The following is a 15182-nucleotide window of genomic DNA, read 5'->3' as shown; positions in this document are numbered from 1 at the left end:
TCCATTAATAATTCTCCTATGGATATGTTAATAGTATTGGAATAAAAAGAACAAAGTGATTTTATAGAAAATAATAGAAAAGGTAAATATAAAAATTAATAAAAGAATAATTAAATAATAAATATAATTTAAAAGAACTTGCTTTTTTTGTCACTTGTTGTATCTTTTAGCCACCTGAAGTAGAGGTGCGATTATTATAAGTAGCTTCTTTGAGCTGACAGCTTTGAGAAGAAGGGAAAGGAATAACCGCCGAAATCAATTAAGCGTCATCTTAATTGGTTGGGATCGTTGCCGAAAGGGACGATACTGTCATAGTATTATTTTTGTTTAACTATGGAGCGCTACGAGTTAAGGTGGTTAATCTTTTTTTATCCTTCCTTATTTGTGAATCCTTTTGAACACTCGCTAGACGCTTTTGCTTTTTATTAGGTTAGCGTTATGGAACTTACTGATTTTTCTTCTTCTGTGTGGTCGATTGTACCGCCATTATTAGCTTTAACATTAGCCATGCTAACAAGGCGTGTGCTTTTATCATTAACAACAGGGATTGTTGTTGGTGCATTAATGTTGACGAATGCCAATCCGCTTGATGCGGCAATTTATATTAAAAATAGTGTTTTATCATTAGTCTATGGTGAAGACGGTATTAATCATAATAATGTGAATATTATTATTTTTTTATTAGTGTTGGGTGCATTGACTTCATTACTAACTGTATCTGGAAGCAATCAGGCATTTGCTGCTTGGGCTCAAAGACATATTAAAAATAGACGTGGTGCAAAATTATTAACTGCGTGCTTGGTATTTTTTACTTTTATTGATGATTATTTCCATAGTTTAGCTGTGGGAGCAATTGCTCGTCCGGTAACTGATAAATTTAAAGTTTCTCGTGCAAAATTGGCCTATATTTTGGATTCAACCGCCGCACCAATGTGTGTATTGATGCCTATTTCAAGTTGGGGTGCTTATATTATGACGCTTGTTGCTGGATTATTAGCAACACATTCAATTACAGAGTATTCGCCGATGGGGGCATTTGTGGCAATGAGTGCGATGAACTATTATGCAATATTTGCCATTATCACTGTCTTTTTCGTTGCTTATTTCTCTTTTGATATTGGCTCAATGGCTCGCCACGAAAATCAAGCATTACAGGCAGAGCATAACAGTGAACAACAAGATGAAGAAGTTGTTAAAGGGCGAGTTAGTGCTTTAATCGTACCAATTTTAGTTTTAATTGCCGGTACAGTGTCAATGATGATGTATACTGGATATCAAGCATTAGCGGAAAATGGGCAGTCTTTTTCAGTTTTAGGGGCATTTGAAAACACGACTGTTGGTATTTCGCTGGTTGTTGGTAGTTTAATTTCTTTTGTCGTTGCTTCGTTATTTGTATTCAATACCATCAGTTTTACTGACTATATTAAAGCTATTCTTCTTGGTTTTAAATCAATGTCCGGTGCAATTACTATTCTCTTTTTTGCTTGGACAATTAATACTATCGTTGGTGATGTTAATACTGGAAAATATTTGGCTAGCCTTGTCAGTGGCAATATGATGACACAATTATTGCCTGCATTATTATTCCTTCTTGCCATTATTATGGCTTTCTCTACTGGGACAAGTTGGGGGACATTCGGAATTATGCTACCAATTGCAGCAGCAATGGCAGCAAATGCCGATCCTGCATTAATGTTGCCTTGTTTATCAGCTGTAATGGCGGGCGCTGTGTGTGGTGACCACTGCTCACCAGTATCCGACACTACAATCTTGTCTTCTACTGGCGCAGCTTGTAACCATATTGACCATGTTACAACACAATTGCCTTACGCAGCAGTAGTTGCAGTTGCTTCATTTGCTGGTTATATCGGGGTAGGTTTTACAGATTCAGCCATTTTAGGTTTTGTAATAACTGCTGTTGCGTTGACGATTTTACTTTTCATTTTTAGATCTCAACGGAAAATTTCAAAATAAATTAAATAAAAATTATATTTTATAAAATACGGCTTTATGCCGTATTTTTTTTGATTTTTTCTAAAATCATTTTATTTTTTTCTTTAAAATGCTGCTTGTTTAGCATTAACTTCTAAAATTATTCTCATTTGTCGATATGTGTTGCTATAGACAAAGTTAAAAATATGCAGTAAAACTAAATCACAACATCAATAAAACAAGAAAATGGAGAAGGATATGAAAAAATTATCTGGTGCGGAAATGGTCGTTCAATCATTACGAGATCAGGGTGTGGAATATTTATTTGGTTATCCCGGTGGTTCGGTGCTAGATATTTATGATGCTATTCATCAACTTGGCGGTATTGAACATATTTTAGTACGTCACGAGCAGGGGGCTGTCCATATGGCAGATGGTTATGCACGTTCCACTGGTAAAGTCGGTTGCGTTTTAATTACATCCGGCCCCGGTGCAACCAATACCATTACTGGAATTGCTACAGCTTATATGGATTCTGTTCCATTAGTTGTGCTATCCGGGCAAGTAATGGGAAATTTAATCGGCAGCGATGCATTCCAAGAGTGTGATATGGTCGGTATTTCTCGTCCGGTGGTAAAACATAGCTTTTTAGTGAAGAAAGCAGAAGATATTCCTTATATTATGAAAAAAGCATTTTATATTGCTTCAACTGGTAGACCTGGCCCAGTTGTTATTGATTTACCGAAAGATGTACTTAATCCGGCAGTCAAATATAATTACAGTTATCCGGAAGAGGTACACTTGCGTTCCTATAATCCGACTTTACAAGGACATAAAGGACAAATTAAGAAAGCACTTAAAGCTATTCAAATTGCCAAGCGTCCTGTTTTGTTTATTGGTGGTGGGGTGATCACTTCAAATTGTACTGAAGAAGTAACTCAATTTGCACACAATTTAAACCTTCCAGTGACTGCATCTTTAATGGGCTTAGGTGGTTTCCCTGGTGATGATAAACAATTCCTTGGAATGCTTGGTATGCACGGGACATATGAAGCAAATAATGCAATGCATCAGAGTGATCTAATTATTGGTATCGGAGTACGTTTTGATGACCGAACTACCAATAACTTGGCAAAATATTGCCCTTATGCTCAAGTGATTCATATTGATATTGATCCAACTTCAATTTCAAAAAATGTTATTGCTAATATTCCAATTGTAGGTGATGCGAAAACGGTATTAGATGAATTTTTAACTTTGTTGACAGAAGAGGATATTGCGAAAGCACAACAATGGTTATCTGATTGGTGGCAACAAATTGAACAATGGCGAGAAAAACATTGCTTAAATTATGAAAAAAATAGTGAAGTAATTAAACCGCAGCAGGTTATTGAAACACTTTATAAATTAACTAAAGGAGAAGCTTATATTGCTTCAGATGTAGGGCAACATCAAATGTTTGCAGCATTGCATTATCCTTTTGCTAAACCGCGTCGTTGGATCAATTCAGGAGGATTGGGAACAATGGGTTTTGGTTTGCCGGCAGCATTAGGGGTGAAATTGGCACATCCTGAAGCAAGCGTTGTCTGTGTGACCGGTGATGGCAGTATTCAAATGAATATTCAAGAACTTTCAACGGCAAAACAGTACGGAATACCAATAGTGATTGTTAGTTTAAATAACCGTTTCTTGGGAATGGTAAAACAATGGCAGGATATTATTTATGCTGGACGTCATTCACAATCTTATATGGATTCATTACCTGATTTTGTAAAATTGGCTGAGGCTTATGGACATATTGGAATAAGAATTGAACATCCTGACGAATTGGAAACTAAATTAGCGGAAGCATTGGCAATTAAGGATAAAGTGGTATTTGTCGATATTCGTGTTGACGAAACTGAACACGTTTATCCAATGCAAATGCGTGGTGGTGCAATGAATGAAATGTATTTAAGCAAAACGGAGAGATCATAATGCGTAGAATTTTATCAGTATTATTAGAAAATGAGTCAGGTGCGTTATCTCGTGTCGTTGGATTGTTCTCACAACGTGCTTTTAATATCGAAAGTTTAACCGTTGCGCCGACAGATGATCCGACACTTTCCCGTATGACAATTGAAGCTTATGGTGATGAACAGGTATTGGAACAGATTGAAAAGCAATTACATAAATTAATCGATGTCTATCGCGTAATTAATCTAAGTGATGTCGAGCACGTGGAGAGAGAAGTATTGCTGATTAAAGTTAAAGCTCAAGGACAGGTGAGAGAAGAGGTAAAACGGATGGCAGATATTTATCGTGGACAGATTGTCGACGTTACGCCAAAAACTTATACCGTTCAGTTAAATGGTGATAGTGAAAAATTGAACGCTTTTATTAAAGCCTTAAAAGAAGAAACTTCCGTCATTGAAATTGTACGTTCCGGTTTAATTACGCTTTCGCGTGGCGAGAAAAATTGTCTACTATTGTAAAATACCTCAAGAAGAAAAATGTCGAGTATAATTAAAACTCGACATTTTTTATTCCTCTTTTTCTTCCTTCGCCGATAGAATTTGCTGTTGCAGTTGTGCCAACACTTCAGTTGGTTCTAATTCCAGAGCAATACAATATTGAATAAATTCAACAATATCCAAACATCTGTCGCCGGTTTCAATCTTTCCTATCAGCGAATAAATAACACCGAGCCTGTCGGATAAAACCCGTTGCGATAAACCTAATGTTTTACGTTTTTTAATAAAAAGTTCACGTAAAAACACCTGTTCCTGAGAATAAATAGATGATATTAATTTTTTCATTGCACCTATTTTAGGTTCGCTAATGAACCTGTTTTAGGTGCAAAATCAAAAATTAGGAGGAAATATGACTGATGCACTATCGCAAAAAACAAAGACTGGGTAACTGCGGCAATTATTGCCTGTATTTTTGCCGTTTTAGGCATTCTCTTTTTGGGAATGGTGTTTGTTCCTTTAGCTGCCATTATTGCGATAATCGGCACTATTTTTGCGATAAAAAGTAGAAATACGAAAGGGATATGTCTAAATATCCTAGTGTGGGTTTTAGTTTTCATTGGCTTAATCACTTCGCCGATGTTATTGGCATTGATCGGATTAGGCGGCGCAGGATTGCAATAGTAAGGAGGAAGAATAATGCGTAAATGTTATTCTTTTTTTTCTATTTTAGTATTAAGTGGCTGTGGTATGGTCGGCAATACAGTGATTTCTGATGCTGTTTGTTCCGGAACAACAGGAAATAAAAAACGCTCTTGTAATGCGTTAGAAAAAGCGGCAAATCGCTGCTGATACGGCATAAAGGATTGAATAAACAAATTCGATCCTTTCAATAAATGTCTAATTCTATTATTGCTATTATCGTCAATCAGTTTCGTTATCCGAACTTCTCAATTTTTTCTCATAATTTAATTAATCACCTTATCTGCTGTTTTTTATTGATAAATCAGCTGATAAAAAAAGGGAAACGGTGATGTTTCCCTTTTTCAGTTTTAGCAATTAATCACAAATCACTTTAACAGCTAAACCACCCTGAGAAGTTTCTCGATATTTGGCATTCATATCTTTGCCAGTTTCATACATTGTTTCAATTACTTTATCTAATGTTACTCGTGGCTGTGTGTTACGACGTAACGCCATTCTGCTAGCATTTATTGCTTTTACGGAGGCAATTGCATTACGCTCAATACAAGGTACTTGTACCTGACCACCGACCGGATCACAGGTTAGTCCAAGGTTATGTTCCATTGCAATTTCCGCTGCCATACAGACTTGTTCCGGTGTCCCACCTAAAATCTCTGTTAAGCCGGCTGCCGCCATTGAACAGGCAACACCAACCTCACCTTGGCATCCCACTTCAGCCCCCGAAATTGAAGCATTCATTTTATAAAGTGAACCGATAGCACTGGTTGTTAATAAATAACAATCACGCACTTCATCACTAATTGGTGCAATAAATTTTTGATAATAGGCAAGTACTGCAGGTACAATACCGCAAGCACCATTCGTTGGTGCTGTAACAACACGACCGCCGGCAGCATTTTCCTCATTTACTGCTAAAGCATACATATTAATCCAGTCAATTACTTTCATTGGGTCATTTGATAATGAATTATTAGCTTCCAATAAGCGACGTAATCCAGCAGCACGGCGAGGCACCTTCAATGGACCGGGCAATAAACCATCTGTATGCAATCCGTGTTGGATACATTCCTGCATTGTTTGCCAAACTTTGGCAAGATGTGCCTCCAATTCCGTTTTTCTATGTAACGCTAATTCATTACGTAACATAATGCCGGAAATAGCTAGTCCGTTTTCTTGGCAGTGATGAATTAAATCGGCAGCACTTTGATAAGGGAAGGGGACTTGTTGCTCAGAAGATTGTTCTTGGTGAAAATGTGCTTTATCAACAATGAAGCCACCGCCAATAGAGTAATATGTATTGCTGTAAAGGCATTCATCTTGATGATAGGCACTGATTGTCATACCATTTTCATGCAATGGCAAAAAAGTAGAATGAAATTGCATATCTTGATAAAAATCAAAAGCAATTTCGTGCTGAGCTAATGCCAGTGGAAACCGTTTCTGTTTTTTAATCTGATCAATAAAGAGAGGAATGTGATCAATATCCACATTATCAGGCAAGTATCCTGCTAAGCCGAGAATAATGGCTGTGTCGGTATTATGTCCGCGACCGGTCATAGAAAGCGAACCATAGACATCAATATGCAACCGGGTAACTTGCTCTAATTGCTGTTGTTTTACTAAATGATCAATAAATTCTTTACCGGCTTTCATTGGACCGACAGTATGAGAACTTGATGGCCCTATGCCGATTTTATACATATCAAACACACTAATCATAATACGCTCTAATTTTTTATTATTCTGATAAATATAGCCTTAGGTCATTAACCTAAGGCAAAGGATGTAAATTTTAATGTTTCAATCTACAAAGATAAAGTGTCACTTTGATTCAGAAGAGGTTACCTATCTCAAATTAAAAACATTCTATTGTCTTGAGCGGTGAGGCTTCAACTATTTAGAAAGCCTTATGCTACGAGATTATAGACAATATTTGAAATAGCGATTAATCCCATTACTACTACAAAAACATTACTCAATTTACCGCTGTAACGTTTCATTGCCGGAATATGTTTAATCGCATACATCGGCATAATGAATAAAATCATTGCAATAATAGGACCACCTAGAGATTCAATTAAACCTAATATACTTGGATTGATAATAGCTACACCCCACAATGACAATAAGAAAAAGAGTGCTGAAATAAGGTTCAAACGGCGATGATTAATATTGGTGGAATGTTGATTCTCTCCTTTCATTTTGAGAAATAGCCCCTGTAAACCCTCTCTTGCTCCCATATAATGACCGAAAAATGAACTGGTAATCGCTAAAAAGGCAACCAAAGGACCAAGATAGGAGATATAAGGATTATCAAATTTATTGGCAAGGAAAGAGAGAATAGCAATATTTTGTTCTTTGGCTAATAACAAATCTTCCGGCGTTAAGGTTAAAACGCAACTAAAAACAAAGAACATCACAAACACTAATAAAATGGTAGCTGTGCCTTTTAATGTCTTGCTAGCGTGTTGTTCTGTAGTAGTGAAAGATTTATATTGACGCTGTTGTGAAAGAACAAAGGAAGAAATGGCTGGAGAGTGATTAAATGAAAAAACCAATACTGGAATGGTAATCCATAACGTTAACAAAAATTGCTTACCACTAGGTATTTCTTGCAACATACTGGTGTTCCATTCCGGAATAAGATAGATTGATAAAGCAAAAAGAATAAATACAAGAGGATAAACCAACCATTCGGTGACTTTCAATACTACTTTTTCACCTAATAAGAAAATACCGATTAGGCTGCTGATCAAAATCAATGAAAGAAAAACTCTTGATGGTGAAGCCATTCCTAATTGATTTACTATAAATGAATCAACCGTATTGGTAATGCCATTACCATAAATTAGAAGAATAGGGAAAATTGCAAAGAAATAGAGGAGGGTGATTAATTTGCCAGCCGTTTTACCAAAATGTTCCTCCACTACTTCAGTTATATCACTGCCCGGCTTACTAGAAGATAGAACAAATCGAGCTAGTCCACGATGAGCAAAATAAGTCATTGGTCCAACTATTATTGTCATAATAACTAATGGCCAAAAGCCACCTGCACCGGCATTAATAGGTAAAAATAAGACGCCTGCGCCTACAGCAGTACCGAATAAATTTAAAACCCACGCCAGATCAAATTTATTCCAAATATGGGATTTTGGACAAGATTGTTCTATTGAGGAATTTAAAGTTTGCTCATTTAACATACACACACCTTAATTTATTAATTGATTAATAATAATTTTTTCGGCGCTATAATAGATAAGGTGTTTTTTGAATTCAAAACTTAATAAAAAAAATGTTCAAGAATGTGATCCACTTCGAAAAAAACGTTTCGATGAATTACATTTTTGAAACATTGTGTTGATAAATCAATCAGATAATGATTAAAAATTACTCTTTGGCAAATTGTTGATATTCAGATAAAAAGTGTTCAAAATCCTCCAATCCACAAATCGCCATATTTTCTTCATCATAAAATTGAAGATCATCTTCTAAAATTTCATCTGAATTTTCTTCAGAAAAGAGAATATTGGCTTTAATCAACACTTCATCGTGATTAATATGAATGGAAAATTCTTTTCCTGGGATAATTTTATCAATACCATAAGGGGCAGAATGACTCGCTTTTATCAATGTCATTAATTCAGCAATTTTTTTCAGATTGCCACGAATTTCACTATTTGCCCAACGAGCAATAGCTTCGTGTTCCATTGAACAGCTAACATTAATTGTATTTTGATCAATTCGATAGAATTGAAATTCCATTTTATGCCCCCTTAATAAGAAAAGAAGGCTATGCTCTGATAGCCTTTTTAAATTAGATGCTGAAAGATGAACCGCAACCGCAGGTTGTTGTCGCATTTGGATTATCAACAACAAAACGTGAACCTTCCAATCCTTCGGTATAATCTACTGTTCCCCCAATTAAGTATTGTAAGCTCATTGGGTCAACCACCAAAGTCACGCCTGAATTTTCAATAGTAAGATCGCCTTCATTCACATTTTCATCAAAAGTAAATCCATATTGGAAACCGCTGCAACCGCCACCGGTAATATAAACACGTAATTTGAGATTTGGATTATCTTCGCCTTCAATTAAAAATTTTACTTTACGTGCTGCCGCATCGGTAAAAGTTAGCGGAATGGAAACATCATCACTCATTCTTGAACTCCTCATTGTTTTTTCATCATATAGTTACAAACTAAATAGTTATGATGAAGTGTAAATTATCTTAATAGTATGGCTATTATCTAATAACCTAGTAAATCGTTCAACAATTTCATTGAAAGGTTATTGATAACGTTGAAATAATGGTATTATAGCCATCGAAAAATTAAGAGTTTCAAATTGGAGAAAAAAATGACAATTCCATTAAGGACAGCAGAAGAAATCGAAAAATTGCGTATAGCCTGTAAGCTCGCTTCAGACGTATTAGTAATGATCGAACCCTATGTTAAAGCAGGGGTTACTACTGGCGAATTGGATCGTATTTGTCACGATTATATGGTAAATGAGCAAAAAGTGATTCCAGCCTGTTTAAATTATCACGGTTTTCCAAAATCAGTATGTATTTCAATTAATGAGGTAGTATGTCACGGTATTCCGAATGATGAAAAGAAATTAAAAGATGGTGATATTCTCAATATTGATGTAACTGTGATTAAAGATGGTTATTTCGGTGATAATTCTAAAATGTATATGGTTGGCGAACCACCGATTCGTAGTAAAAAGTTATGCGAAGTTACTCAACAATCACTCTATTTAGCATTGCGTACTGTTAAACCGGGTATTCGTTTAAACGAAATTGGTCGTGTTATTCAACAATATGTAGAAAAACAGGGGTTTTCTGTAGTTCGCGAATATTGCGGTCACGGTATTGGCACTGAGTTTCACAGTGATCCACAAGTTTTACATTATTATGCCGATGACGGTGGAGTGATTTTACAACCTGGAATGGTATTTACGATTGAACCGATGGTTAATGCTGGTAGAAAAGAGATTCGTTTGATGAGTGATGGTTGGACTGTTAAAACCAAAGATCGCAGTCATTCCGCACAGTATGAACATCAAATTGTCGTTACGGAAAATGGTTGTGAAGTGATGACCATTCGTGATGAGGAATTAAATGATATTCAAAGGATAATGATAAATAATTAAAAAAATTATAAAAAAAGCGACTATTTTTTAAAAAATAGTCGCTTTTTTGTTGAAAAAATAATATTGTTATAAATATAACAAATGATTTTTATACAGGAATCTTATGCAAAAGCTATTATTTACTCAAGATTTAACCAAAATACCCTTTACTCCCGCCAATGTTCGTCGATTCTTTACTGATTTAAAAGCAGCTGAAACGGAAAATTTTAGCCAAAATATTGATATTTATCATTTGATTAAACAGCGTAGTGACTTTTGTGATCAACTATTACTGATGTTATGGCATCATTTTCAGCTGGATTGTTATCCTGAATTGGTACTCATTGCTGTAGGTGGTTATGGGAGAAGAGAAATCTTCCCCCTATCAGACTTAGATTTTTTGATTTTATCTTCTCAAAACTTGAATAATCAGCAAGAGCAGCAGATAGCCAGTTTCGTACAGTTTCTTTGGGATTGTCATTTTGAGGTTGGTCATAGTATTCGTACTTTGTCGCAGTGTTTGGAAGAAGGGCGGAGCGACATCAGTATTGCGACTAATTTATTAGAATCACGATTTTTAATAGGAAATAAACTTCTATTCGAACAATTAATGCAACACATTTATCAGGATGATTTTTGGTCAATGCGTGATTTTTTTAGGGCAAAAGTAGCGGAAAAAAATGAACGTTATCAACGTTATCATAATACAGCATATAATTTGGAACCTGATCTTAAATATAGCCCCGGCGGACTACGTGATTTGCATTTACTTTATTGGGTAGCGTGGCGGCATTTCAAAGCGAAAAACCTAGATGATTTACTTCATTTAGGTTTTATTTATCCAGAAGAGCATCAAGTATTATTTGATTGTCAAACATTTCTATTTAAACTTCGTTATGCTTTGCACTTAGTAATTAAACGTTATGACAATCGTTTATTATTTGAACGACAGTTAAAAATTAGTGAAATGCTGGGCTATCAAGGTGTTGGTAATCAGGCAGTAGAAACAATGATGAAAGCTTATTTTCGCAATTCACAACAAATTATGCAGTTAAGTGAAGTGTTAATGCAGGATTATCAAGAGCAGTTTTTATGCCCAAGCTGTACAAAATCGGTAGAAAAAATTGCCATCAGCCCTGCCTTTTATTTAGTCAATAATAGCATTCAGTTACAATGTCACGATATATTTCAATCCAAGCCTGAAACAATGATAGAGCTTTTTTTACAGCTCTGTCATTATCCACAAAGTTATATCCATTCCAGTACATTACGGCAATTGCGTCTTGCATTATTGAACTACAAAGGCTATTTAAGTGAGTTACCGCAGGCAAGAACCTATTTTATTCAGATTCTACAACAGCCATATTGTATTACCAGAGCATTCGCACTGATGCACCGTTATGGCGTATTGAAAACTTATTTACGGGAATGGAAGCATATTGTAGGTTTAATGCAATTTGATCTGTTTCATTCTTATACTGTTGATGAACACACCGTTCGCTTATTACTTAAATTGGAAAATTTTGCTAACGAAACGAGTGTTGAGTCATATCCTTTATGCCACAAAATATTTTTAACCTTAACAAAACGTCCTCAACTTTATCTTGCCGCTTTATTTCACGATATCGCTAAAGGTCGTTCCGGAGATCACGCTGAATTGGGTGCGATTGATATGTATGATTTTGCGATTAAACATAATTTTAGTGAGCAAGATGCAGAATTTATGGCGTGGTTGGTATTATCACATCTACAAATGTCAATTGTTGCACAAAGAAGAGATATTCACGATCCAGCGGAAATTAGTCATTTTGCTAAAATTGTTAATAATAAAACACGATTGGATTATCTACTTTGTTTAACGGTAGCGGATATTTGTGCAACTAATGAAACTCTGTGGAATAGTTGGAAGAAAACATTATTAACAACTCTTTATCATTACACTAGACAGCAGTTAGAACAAGGCATTTCCGTACCTCTAAATTATAGTATTCAAATCTTGCAGAATAGAATTAAAGCACTTGATATAATGCAACCGATGCTGGAAAAATATCAAATTAAAGTGAATGATGTGAATCAATTGTGGCAACGTTGTCCTCAAGAATATTTTTTACGCAATACTTCAAAACAGCTGGCGTGGCACGCTGAATATCTGTGCCAAATTGACGATTTAAGTAATGAAATTGTGGTTTTGGTTAGTAGCCGATTTTCTCGTGGTGCAACGGAGATTTTTATTTATTGTACTGATCAGCCTCAACTTTTTAATAAAGTCGTAAGAACATTAGATGCGAAAAATTTAAGTATTCATGATGCACAGATTATCACTGCAAAAAGTGGAGAAGTATTCGATAGTTTTATTGTTACAGAAAACGATGGTAGTGCATTACGTAAACCAAGAAGAGATGAAATTGCTCAGGTTTTAAAAGCGGTATTAAAAGGCGAAAAGCGTGTGCCGACTGCGGCTGCACGTCGAAGCAGTAAATTACAACACTTTAGTGTACCACTTGAAATACGTTTCTTAAATATTGAAAAAATTGAGCAGACCGAGCTGGAATTAATTACTAAGGATAGTGCAGGATTGCTTGCGATTATCAGTGATATTTTTACACAACAGCAATTAATACTATCCAATGCCAAAATTACAACAAATGGGGAAAGGGTAGAAGATTTCTTTATTCTCACCAATGAAAAAGGCGTTGCTTTGTCTGCAGAGGAGAGAAGACTATTACAGCTAAAATTAGAAGCTGGACTTAATTAATATTAATGATGGGAAATAAACAAACCCATCATTTTTGCTTAAATATCCGGTTGCTTAATTTGTAATAGCGTTCCTTTCCCATTAGTGTAGTTGATCTCCACTAAAGTGGCGGTATGAAAAGCAATTGATTGGGTCACACCTAAAGCCTGTACAATGTCATCGACCAACGGCAAATGTGAAATAAGCAACACATTTTTTATGCCGTCTTTGGCTAACGTATCCAAATAATCTGCAACTATATAAGCATTACCGTAAGGCGTTAAGTTATCCCAATTTTCCCCATTTTCTGCGATGTTTAATGCTTTACAAACCTGTCGGTATGTTTGTTGCGCACGGAGATAGGGGCTGACCAACATAAAATCAGGCTGCCACCCTTGTTGTTGTAACCATTCGCCTTGTTGTTGCACCTGTTCTTGACCGCGTGTAGTTAAGGGGCGTTCTTTATCGCTGGTGGCATAAAAACTAGCTTCGCCGTGACGCATAATAAATATATGCATAAATTTCCTACCTATATCAAGTGATTAAGAAAAATTTACTTAGCCTGATCTCGCATTACACAGAAAATCAGCGTATAATGCACGACCGTTTTATTATAGGTGTTTGACAAAAAAAGCGCCATTCCTCAATAAATTAGTTTTTATATTTTTTAAGTAATGTTGTTATCTTATGGAGCAATTCATGTCTAGAAGACTAAGAAGAACGAAAATTGTTACAACCTTAGGTCCGGCGACTGATAAAGGCAATAATTTAGAAAAAATTATTGCTGCCGGAGCAAATGTGGTGCGAATGAACTTTTCTCATGGTACTGCAGAAGATCATATTAACCGTGCCGCAAAAGTACGTGAAGTTGCGAAAAAATTGGGAAAACAGGTTGCCATTCTTGGTGATTTACAAGGACCAAAAATTCGAGTTTCTACTTTTAAAGATGGTAAAATCTTTCTAAATGTTGGTGATAAATTTGTACTGGATGCTGAATTACCGAAAGGTGAGGGTACTCAGGAATCTGTTGGCTTAGATTATAAAAATTTACCGAAAGATGTTGTCCCAGGCGATATTTTATTATTGGATGATGGGCGAGTTCAGTTGAAGGTTTTATCAACTGAAGGCGAAAAAGTGTATACTGAAGTAACTGTAGGTGGGCCTCTTTCTAATAATAAAGGTATCAATAAATTAGGTGGTGGATTATCTGCAGATGCACTAACCGAAAAAGATAAAGCGGATATTTTAACTGCTGCAAAAATTGGTGTGGACTATCTAGCAGTTTCATTCCCTCGCTCTGGAGAAGATATTGAATATGCACGTAAATTAGCAATTGAAGCGGGATTAAATGCAAAAATTGTGGCAAAGGTAGAGCGTGCAGAAACCGTGTCAACAGCAGAATCAATTGATGATATTATCAAAGCTTCAGATGTTATTATGGTTGCTCGTGGTGATTTAGGGGTTGAAATAGGTGATCCTGAATTGGTTGGTGTACAGAAAAAATTGATTCGCCGTTCTCGTCAATTAAATAAAGTAGTTATTACTGCGACTCAAATGATGGAATCAATGATCAGTAATCCTATGCCGACTCGTGCAGAAGTAATGGACGTTGCTAATGCAGTATTGGATGGAACCGATGCAGTAATGCTGTCTGCAGAAACAGCAGCTGGGCAATACCCATCAGAAACCGTTGCAGCAATGGCTAAGGTATGCCTAGGCGCAGAAAAAATGCCAAGTATTAATGTCTCTCGTCATCGTATGGATGTTGAATTTGGTTCAATTGAAGAAGCAGTTGCTATGTCTGCAATGTACGCAGCAAACCATATGAAAGGAACCGCTGCCATTATTGCAATGACTAGTACAGGACGTACTGCACGTTTAATGTCACGTATCAGTTCCGGTTTGCCTATTTTTGCACTTTCCCGTAATCAAAGTGCATTAAATCTTTGTGCATTATATCGTGGTGTAGTGCCGGTTTATTTTGAAGAGATGAGCCGTACTGTTGAAGGTGCACGAATAGCAATAAAATTATTAAAAGAAAAAGGTTATTTAGTGTCTGGTGATCTAGTATTATTAACACAAGGGGATGAATTCGTTTCTGGTGGCACCAACACTTGCCGTACTCTGGTTGTAGACTAATTTTTTAATAAAAACTTCAAACAATTAATCTGTATCCCATAAGCTGGAATCATTCTAACATAAAGGGATACGGATTTTTTGGCATAGT

14 protein-coding genes and 1 riboswitch are annotated in these 15182 nt (G+C 35.9%); of the genes, 8 read left to right on the top strand and 6 right to left on the bottom strand.

The features are described 5' to 3' along the window. Window positions 1–172: 172 nt before the first annotated feature. Window positions 173–352, top strand: a riboswitch (Lysine riboswitch). Between the two features lie 86 nt (window positions 353–438). The 3 genes from QV04_RS05275 to ilvN all read left to right on the top strand — a co-directional run bounded on the left by QV04_RS05275 (window position 439) and on the right by ilvN (window position 4406). Next, window positions 439–1974, top strand: coding sequence for a Na+/H+ antiporter NhaC family protein (locus tag QV04_RS05275; RefSeq protein ID WP_065231451.1), 1536 nt, complete (start codon window positions 439–441; stop codon window positions 1972–1974). Window positions 1975–2190: 216 nt separating this feature from the next. Further along, on the top strand, window positions 2191–3909 hold the full coding sequence (locus QV04_RS05270) for an acetolactate synthase 3 large subunit (RefSeq protein WP_065231450.1): 1719 nt from the start codon (window positions 2191–2193) through the stop codon (window positions 3907–3909). Beyond that, window positions 3909–4406: an acetolactate synthase small subunit gene (gene ilvN / locus QV04_RS05265; RefSeq protein WP_021461667.1), complete on the top strand. Its 498-nt coding sequence runs from the start codon at window positions 3909–3911 to the stop codon at window positions 4404–4406. Before QV04_RS05270 ends, ilvN begins: the two co-directional genes overlap by 1 nt. 48 nt (window positions 4407–4454) lie before the next feature. Here the strand turns inward: ilvN and QV04_RS05260 are convergent, their stop codons facing one another. After that, the gene (locus QV04_RS05260; protein ID WP_065231449.1) at window positions 4455–4730 is read right to left on the bottom strand and encodes a helix-turn-helix domain-containing protein; all 276 of its coding nucleotides are present in this window, start codon (window positions 4728–4730) and stop codon (window positions 4455–4457) included. 150 nt (window positions 4731–4880) lie between these two features. Here QV04_RS05260 and QV04_RS05255 point away from each other — a divergent pair, with 150 nt between their 5' ends. Beyond that, complete coding sequence (locus QV04_RS05255; protein WP_197494795.1) at window positions 4881–5066, top strand: hypothetical protein; 186 nt, start codon at window positions 4881–4883, stop codon at window positions 5064–5066. A gap of 15 nt (window positions 5067–5081) precedes the next feature. Continuing rightward, entirely contained in the window at window positions 5082–5234 is a 153-nt protein-coding gene (locus QV04_RS11480; RefSeq protein ID WP_156548333.1) for a hypothetical protein, read from the top strand. Window positions 5235–5441: 207 nt separating this feature from the next. On the opposite strand, the gene QV04_RS05250 is transcribed toward QV04_RS11480, so the two are convergent. From QV04_RS05250 to erpA, 4 genes are all read right to left on the bottom strand, one after another. Then, window positions 5442–6806, bottom strand: a complete 1365-nt coding sequence (locus QV04_RS05250; RefSeq protein ID WP_065231447.1) for an L-serine ammonia-lyase — start codon at window positions 6804–6806, stop codon at window positions 5442–5444. 188 nt (window positions 6807–6994) lie between these two features. Then, complete coding sequence (locus tag QV04_RS05245; RefSeq protein ID WP_065231446.1) at window positions 6995–8287, bottom strand: HAAAP family serine/threonine permease; 1293 nt, start codon at window positions 8285–8287, stop codon at window positions 6995–6997. Window positions 8288–8474: 187 nt separating this feature from the next. After that, window positions 8475–8849, bottom strand: coding sequence for a YacL family protein (locus tag QV04_RS05240; protein ID WP_065231445.1), 375 nt, complete (start codon window positions 8847–8849; stop codon window positions 8475–8477). Between the two features lie 52 nt (window positions 8850–8901). After that, window positions 8902–9246 carry an iron-sulfur cluster insertion protein ErpA gene (gene erpA / locus QV04_RS05235; RefSeq protein ID WP_013744856.1) on the bottom strand — a complete coding sequence of 115 codons (345 nt, stop codon included), beginning with the start codon at window positions 9244–9246 and terminating at the stop codon, window positions 8902–8904. Window positions 9247–9444: 198 nt separating this feature from the next. Here erpA and map point away from each other — a divergent pair, with 198 nt between their 5' ends. Further along, on the top strand, window positions 9445–10242 hold the full coding sequence (gene map / locus QV04_RS05230) for a type I methionyl aminopeptidase (RefSeq protein ID WP_065231444.1): 798 nt from the start codon (window positions 9445–9447) through the stop codon (window positions 10240–10242). Window positions 10243–10345: 103 nt separating this feature from the next. Next, complete coding sequence (gene glnD, locus QV04_RS05225; protein WP_065231443.1) at window positions 10346–12976, top strand: bifunctional uridylyltransferase/uridylyl-removing protein GlnD; 2631 nt, start codon at window positions 10346–10348, stop codon at window positions 12974–12976. A 38-nt stretch (window positions 12977–13014) separates the two neighbouring features. Here glnD and sixA read toward each other — a convergent pair whose 3' ends face one another. Next, window positions 13015–13473 carry a phosphohistidine phosphatase SixA gene (sixA, locus tag QV04_RS05220; RefSeq protein WP_065231442.1) on the bottom strand — a complete coding sequence of 153 codons (459 nt, stop codon included), beginning with the start codon at window positions 13471–13473 and terminating at the stop codon, window positions 13015–13017. A 181-nt stretch (window positions 13474–13654) separates the two neighbouring features. Between sixA and pyk the strand changes: the two genes are divergently transcribed. Continuing rightward, on the top strand, window positions 13655–15094 hold the full coding sequence (gene pyk, locus QV04_RS05215; RefSeq protein ID WP_065231441.1) for a pyruvate kinase: 1440 nt from the start codon (window positions 13655–13657) through the stop codon (window positions 15092–15094). Window positions 15095–15182 lie beyond the last annotated feature (88 nt).

It is taken from the genome of Gallibacterium genomosp. 1 (genome assembly GCF_001678575.1).
Lineage (GTDB): Bacteria > Pseudomonadota > Gammaproteobacteria > Enterobacterales > Pasteurellaceae > Gallibacterium.
This window is presented reverse-complemented; position numbering and strand designations above follow the sequence as displayed.

What these genes read in the sequence shown, in the direction of transcription:
- QV04_RS05275 (WP_065231451.1), top strand. Translation starts at nt 439, where the DNA reads ATGGAACTTACTGATTTTTCTTCTTCTGTGTGGTCGATTGTACCGCCA.
- QV04_RS05270 (WP_065231450.1), top strand. Translation starts at nt 2,191, where the DNA reads ATGAAAAAATTATCTGGTGCGGAAATGGTCGTTCAATCATTACGAGAT.
- ilvN (WP_021461667.1), top strand. Translation starts at nt 3,909, where the DNA reads ATGCGTAGAATTTTATCAGTATTATTAGAAAATGAGTCAGGTGCGTTA.
- QV04_RS05260 (WP_065231449.1), bottom strand. Translation starts at nt 4,730, where the DNA reads ATGAAAAAATTAATATCATCTATTTATTCTCAGGAACAGGTGTTTTTA.
- QV04_RS11480 (WP_156548333.1), top strand. Translation starts at nt 5,082, where the DNA reads ATGCGTAAATGTTATTCTTTTTTTTCTATTTTAGTATTAAGTGGCTGT.
- QV04_RS05250 (WP_065231447.1), bottom strand. Translation starts at nt 6,806, where the DNA reads ATGATTAGTGTGTTTGATATGTATAAAATCGGCATAGGGCCATCAAGT.
- QV04_RS05245 (WP_065231446.1), bottom strand. Translation starts at nt 8,287, where the DNA reads ATGTTAAATGAGCAAACTTTAAATTCCTCAATAGAACAATCTTGTCCA.
- QV04_RS05240 (WP_065231445.1), bottom strand. Translation starts at nt 8,849, where the DNA reads ATGGAATTTCAATTCTATCGAATTGATCAAAATACAATTAATGTTAGC.
- erpA (WP_013744856.1), bottom strand. Translation starts at nt 9,246, where the DNA reads ATGAGTGATGATGTTTCCATTCCGCTAACTTTTACCGATGCGGCAGCA.
- map (WP_065231444.1), top strand. Translation starts at nt 9,445, where the DNA reads ATGACAATTCCATTAAGGACAGCAGAAGAAATCGAAAAATTGCGTATA.
- glnD (WP_065231443.1), top strand. Translation starts at nt 10,346, where the DNA reads ATGCAAAAGCTATTATTTACTCAAGATTTAACCAAAATACCCTTTACT.
- sixA (WP_065231442.1), bottom strand. Translation starts at nt 13,473, where the DNA reads ATGCATATATTTATTATGCGTCACGGCGAAGCTAGTTTTTATGCCACC.
- pyk (WP_065231441.1), top strand. Translation starts at nt 13,655, where the DNA reads ATGTCTAGAAGACTAAGAAGAACGAAAATTGTTACAACCTTAGGTCCG.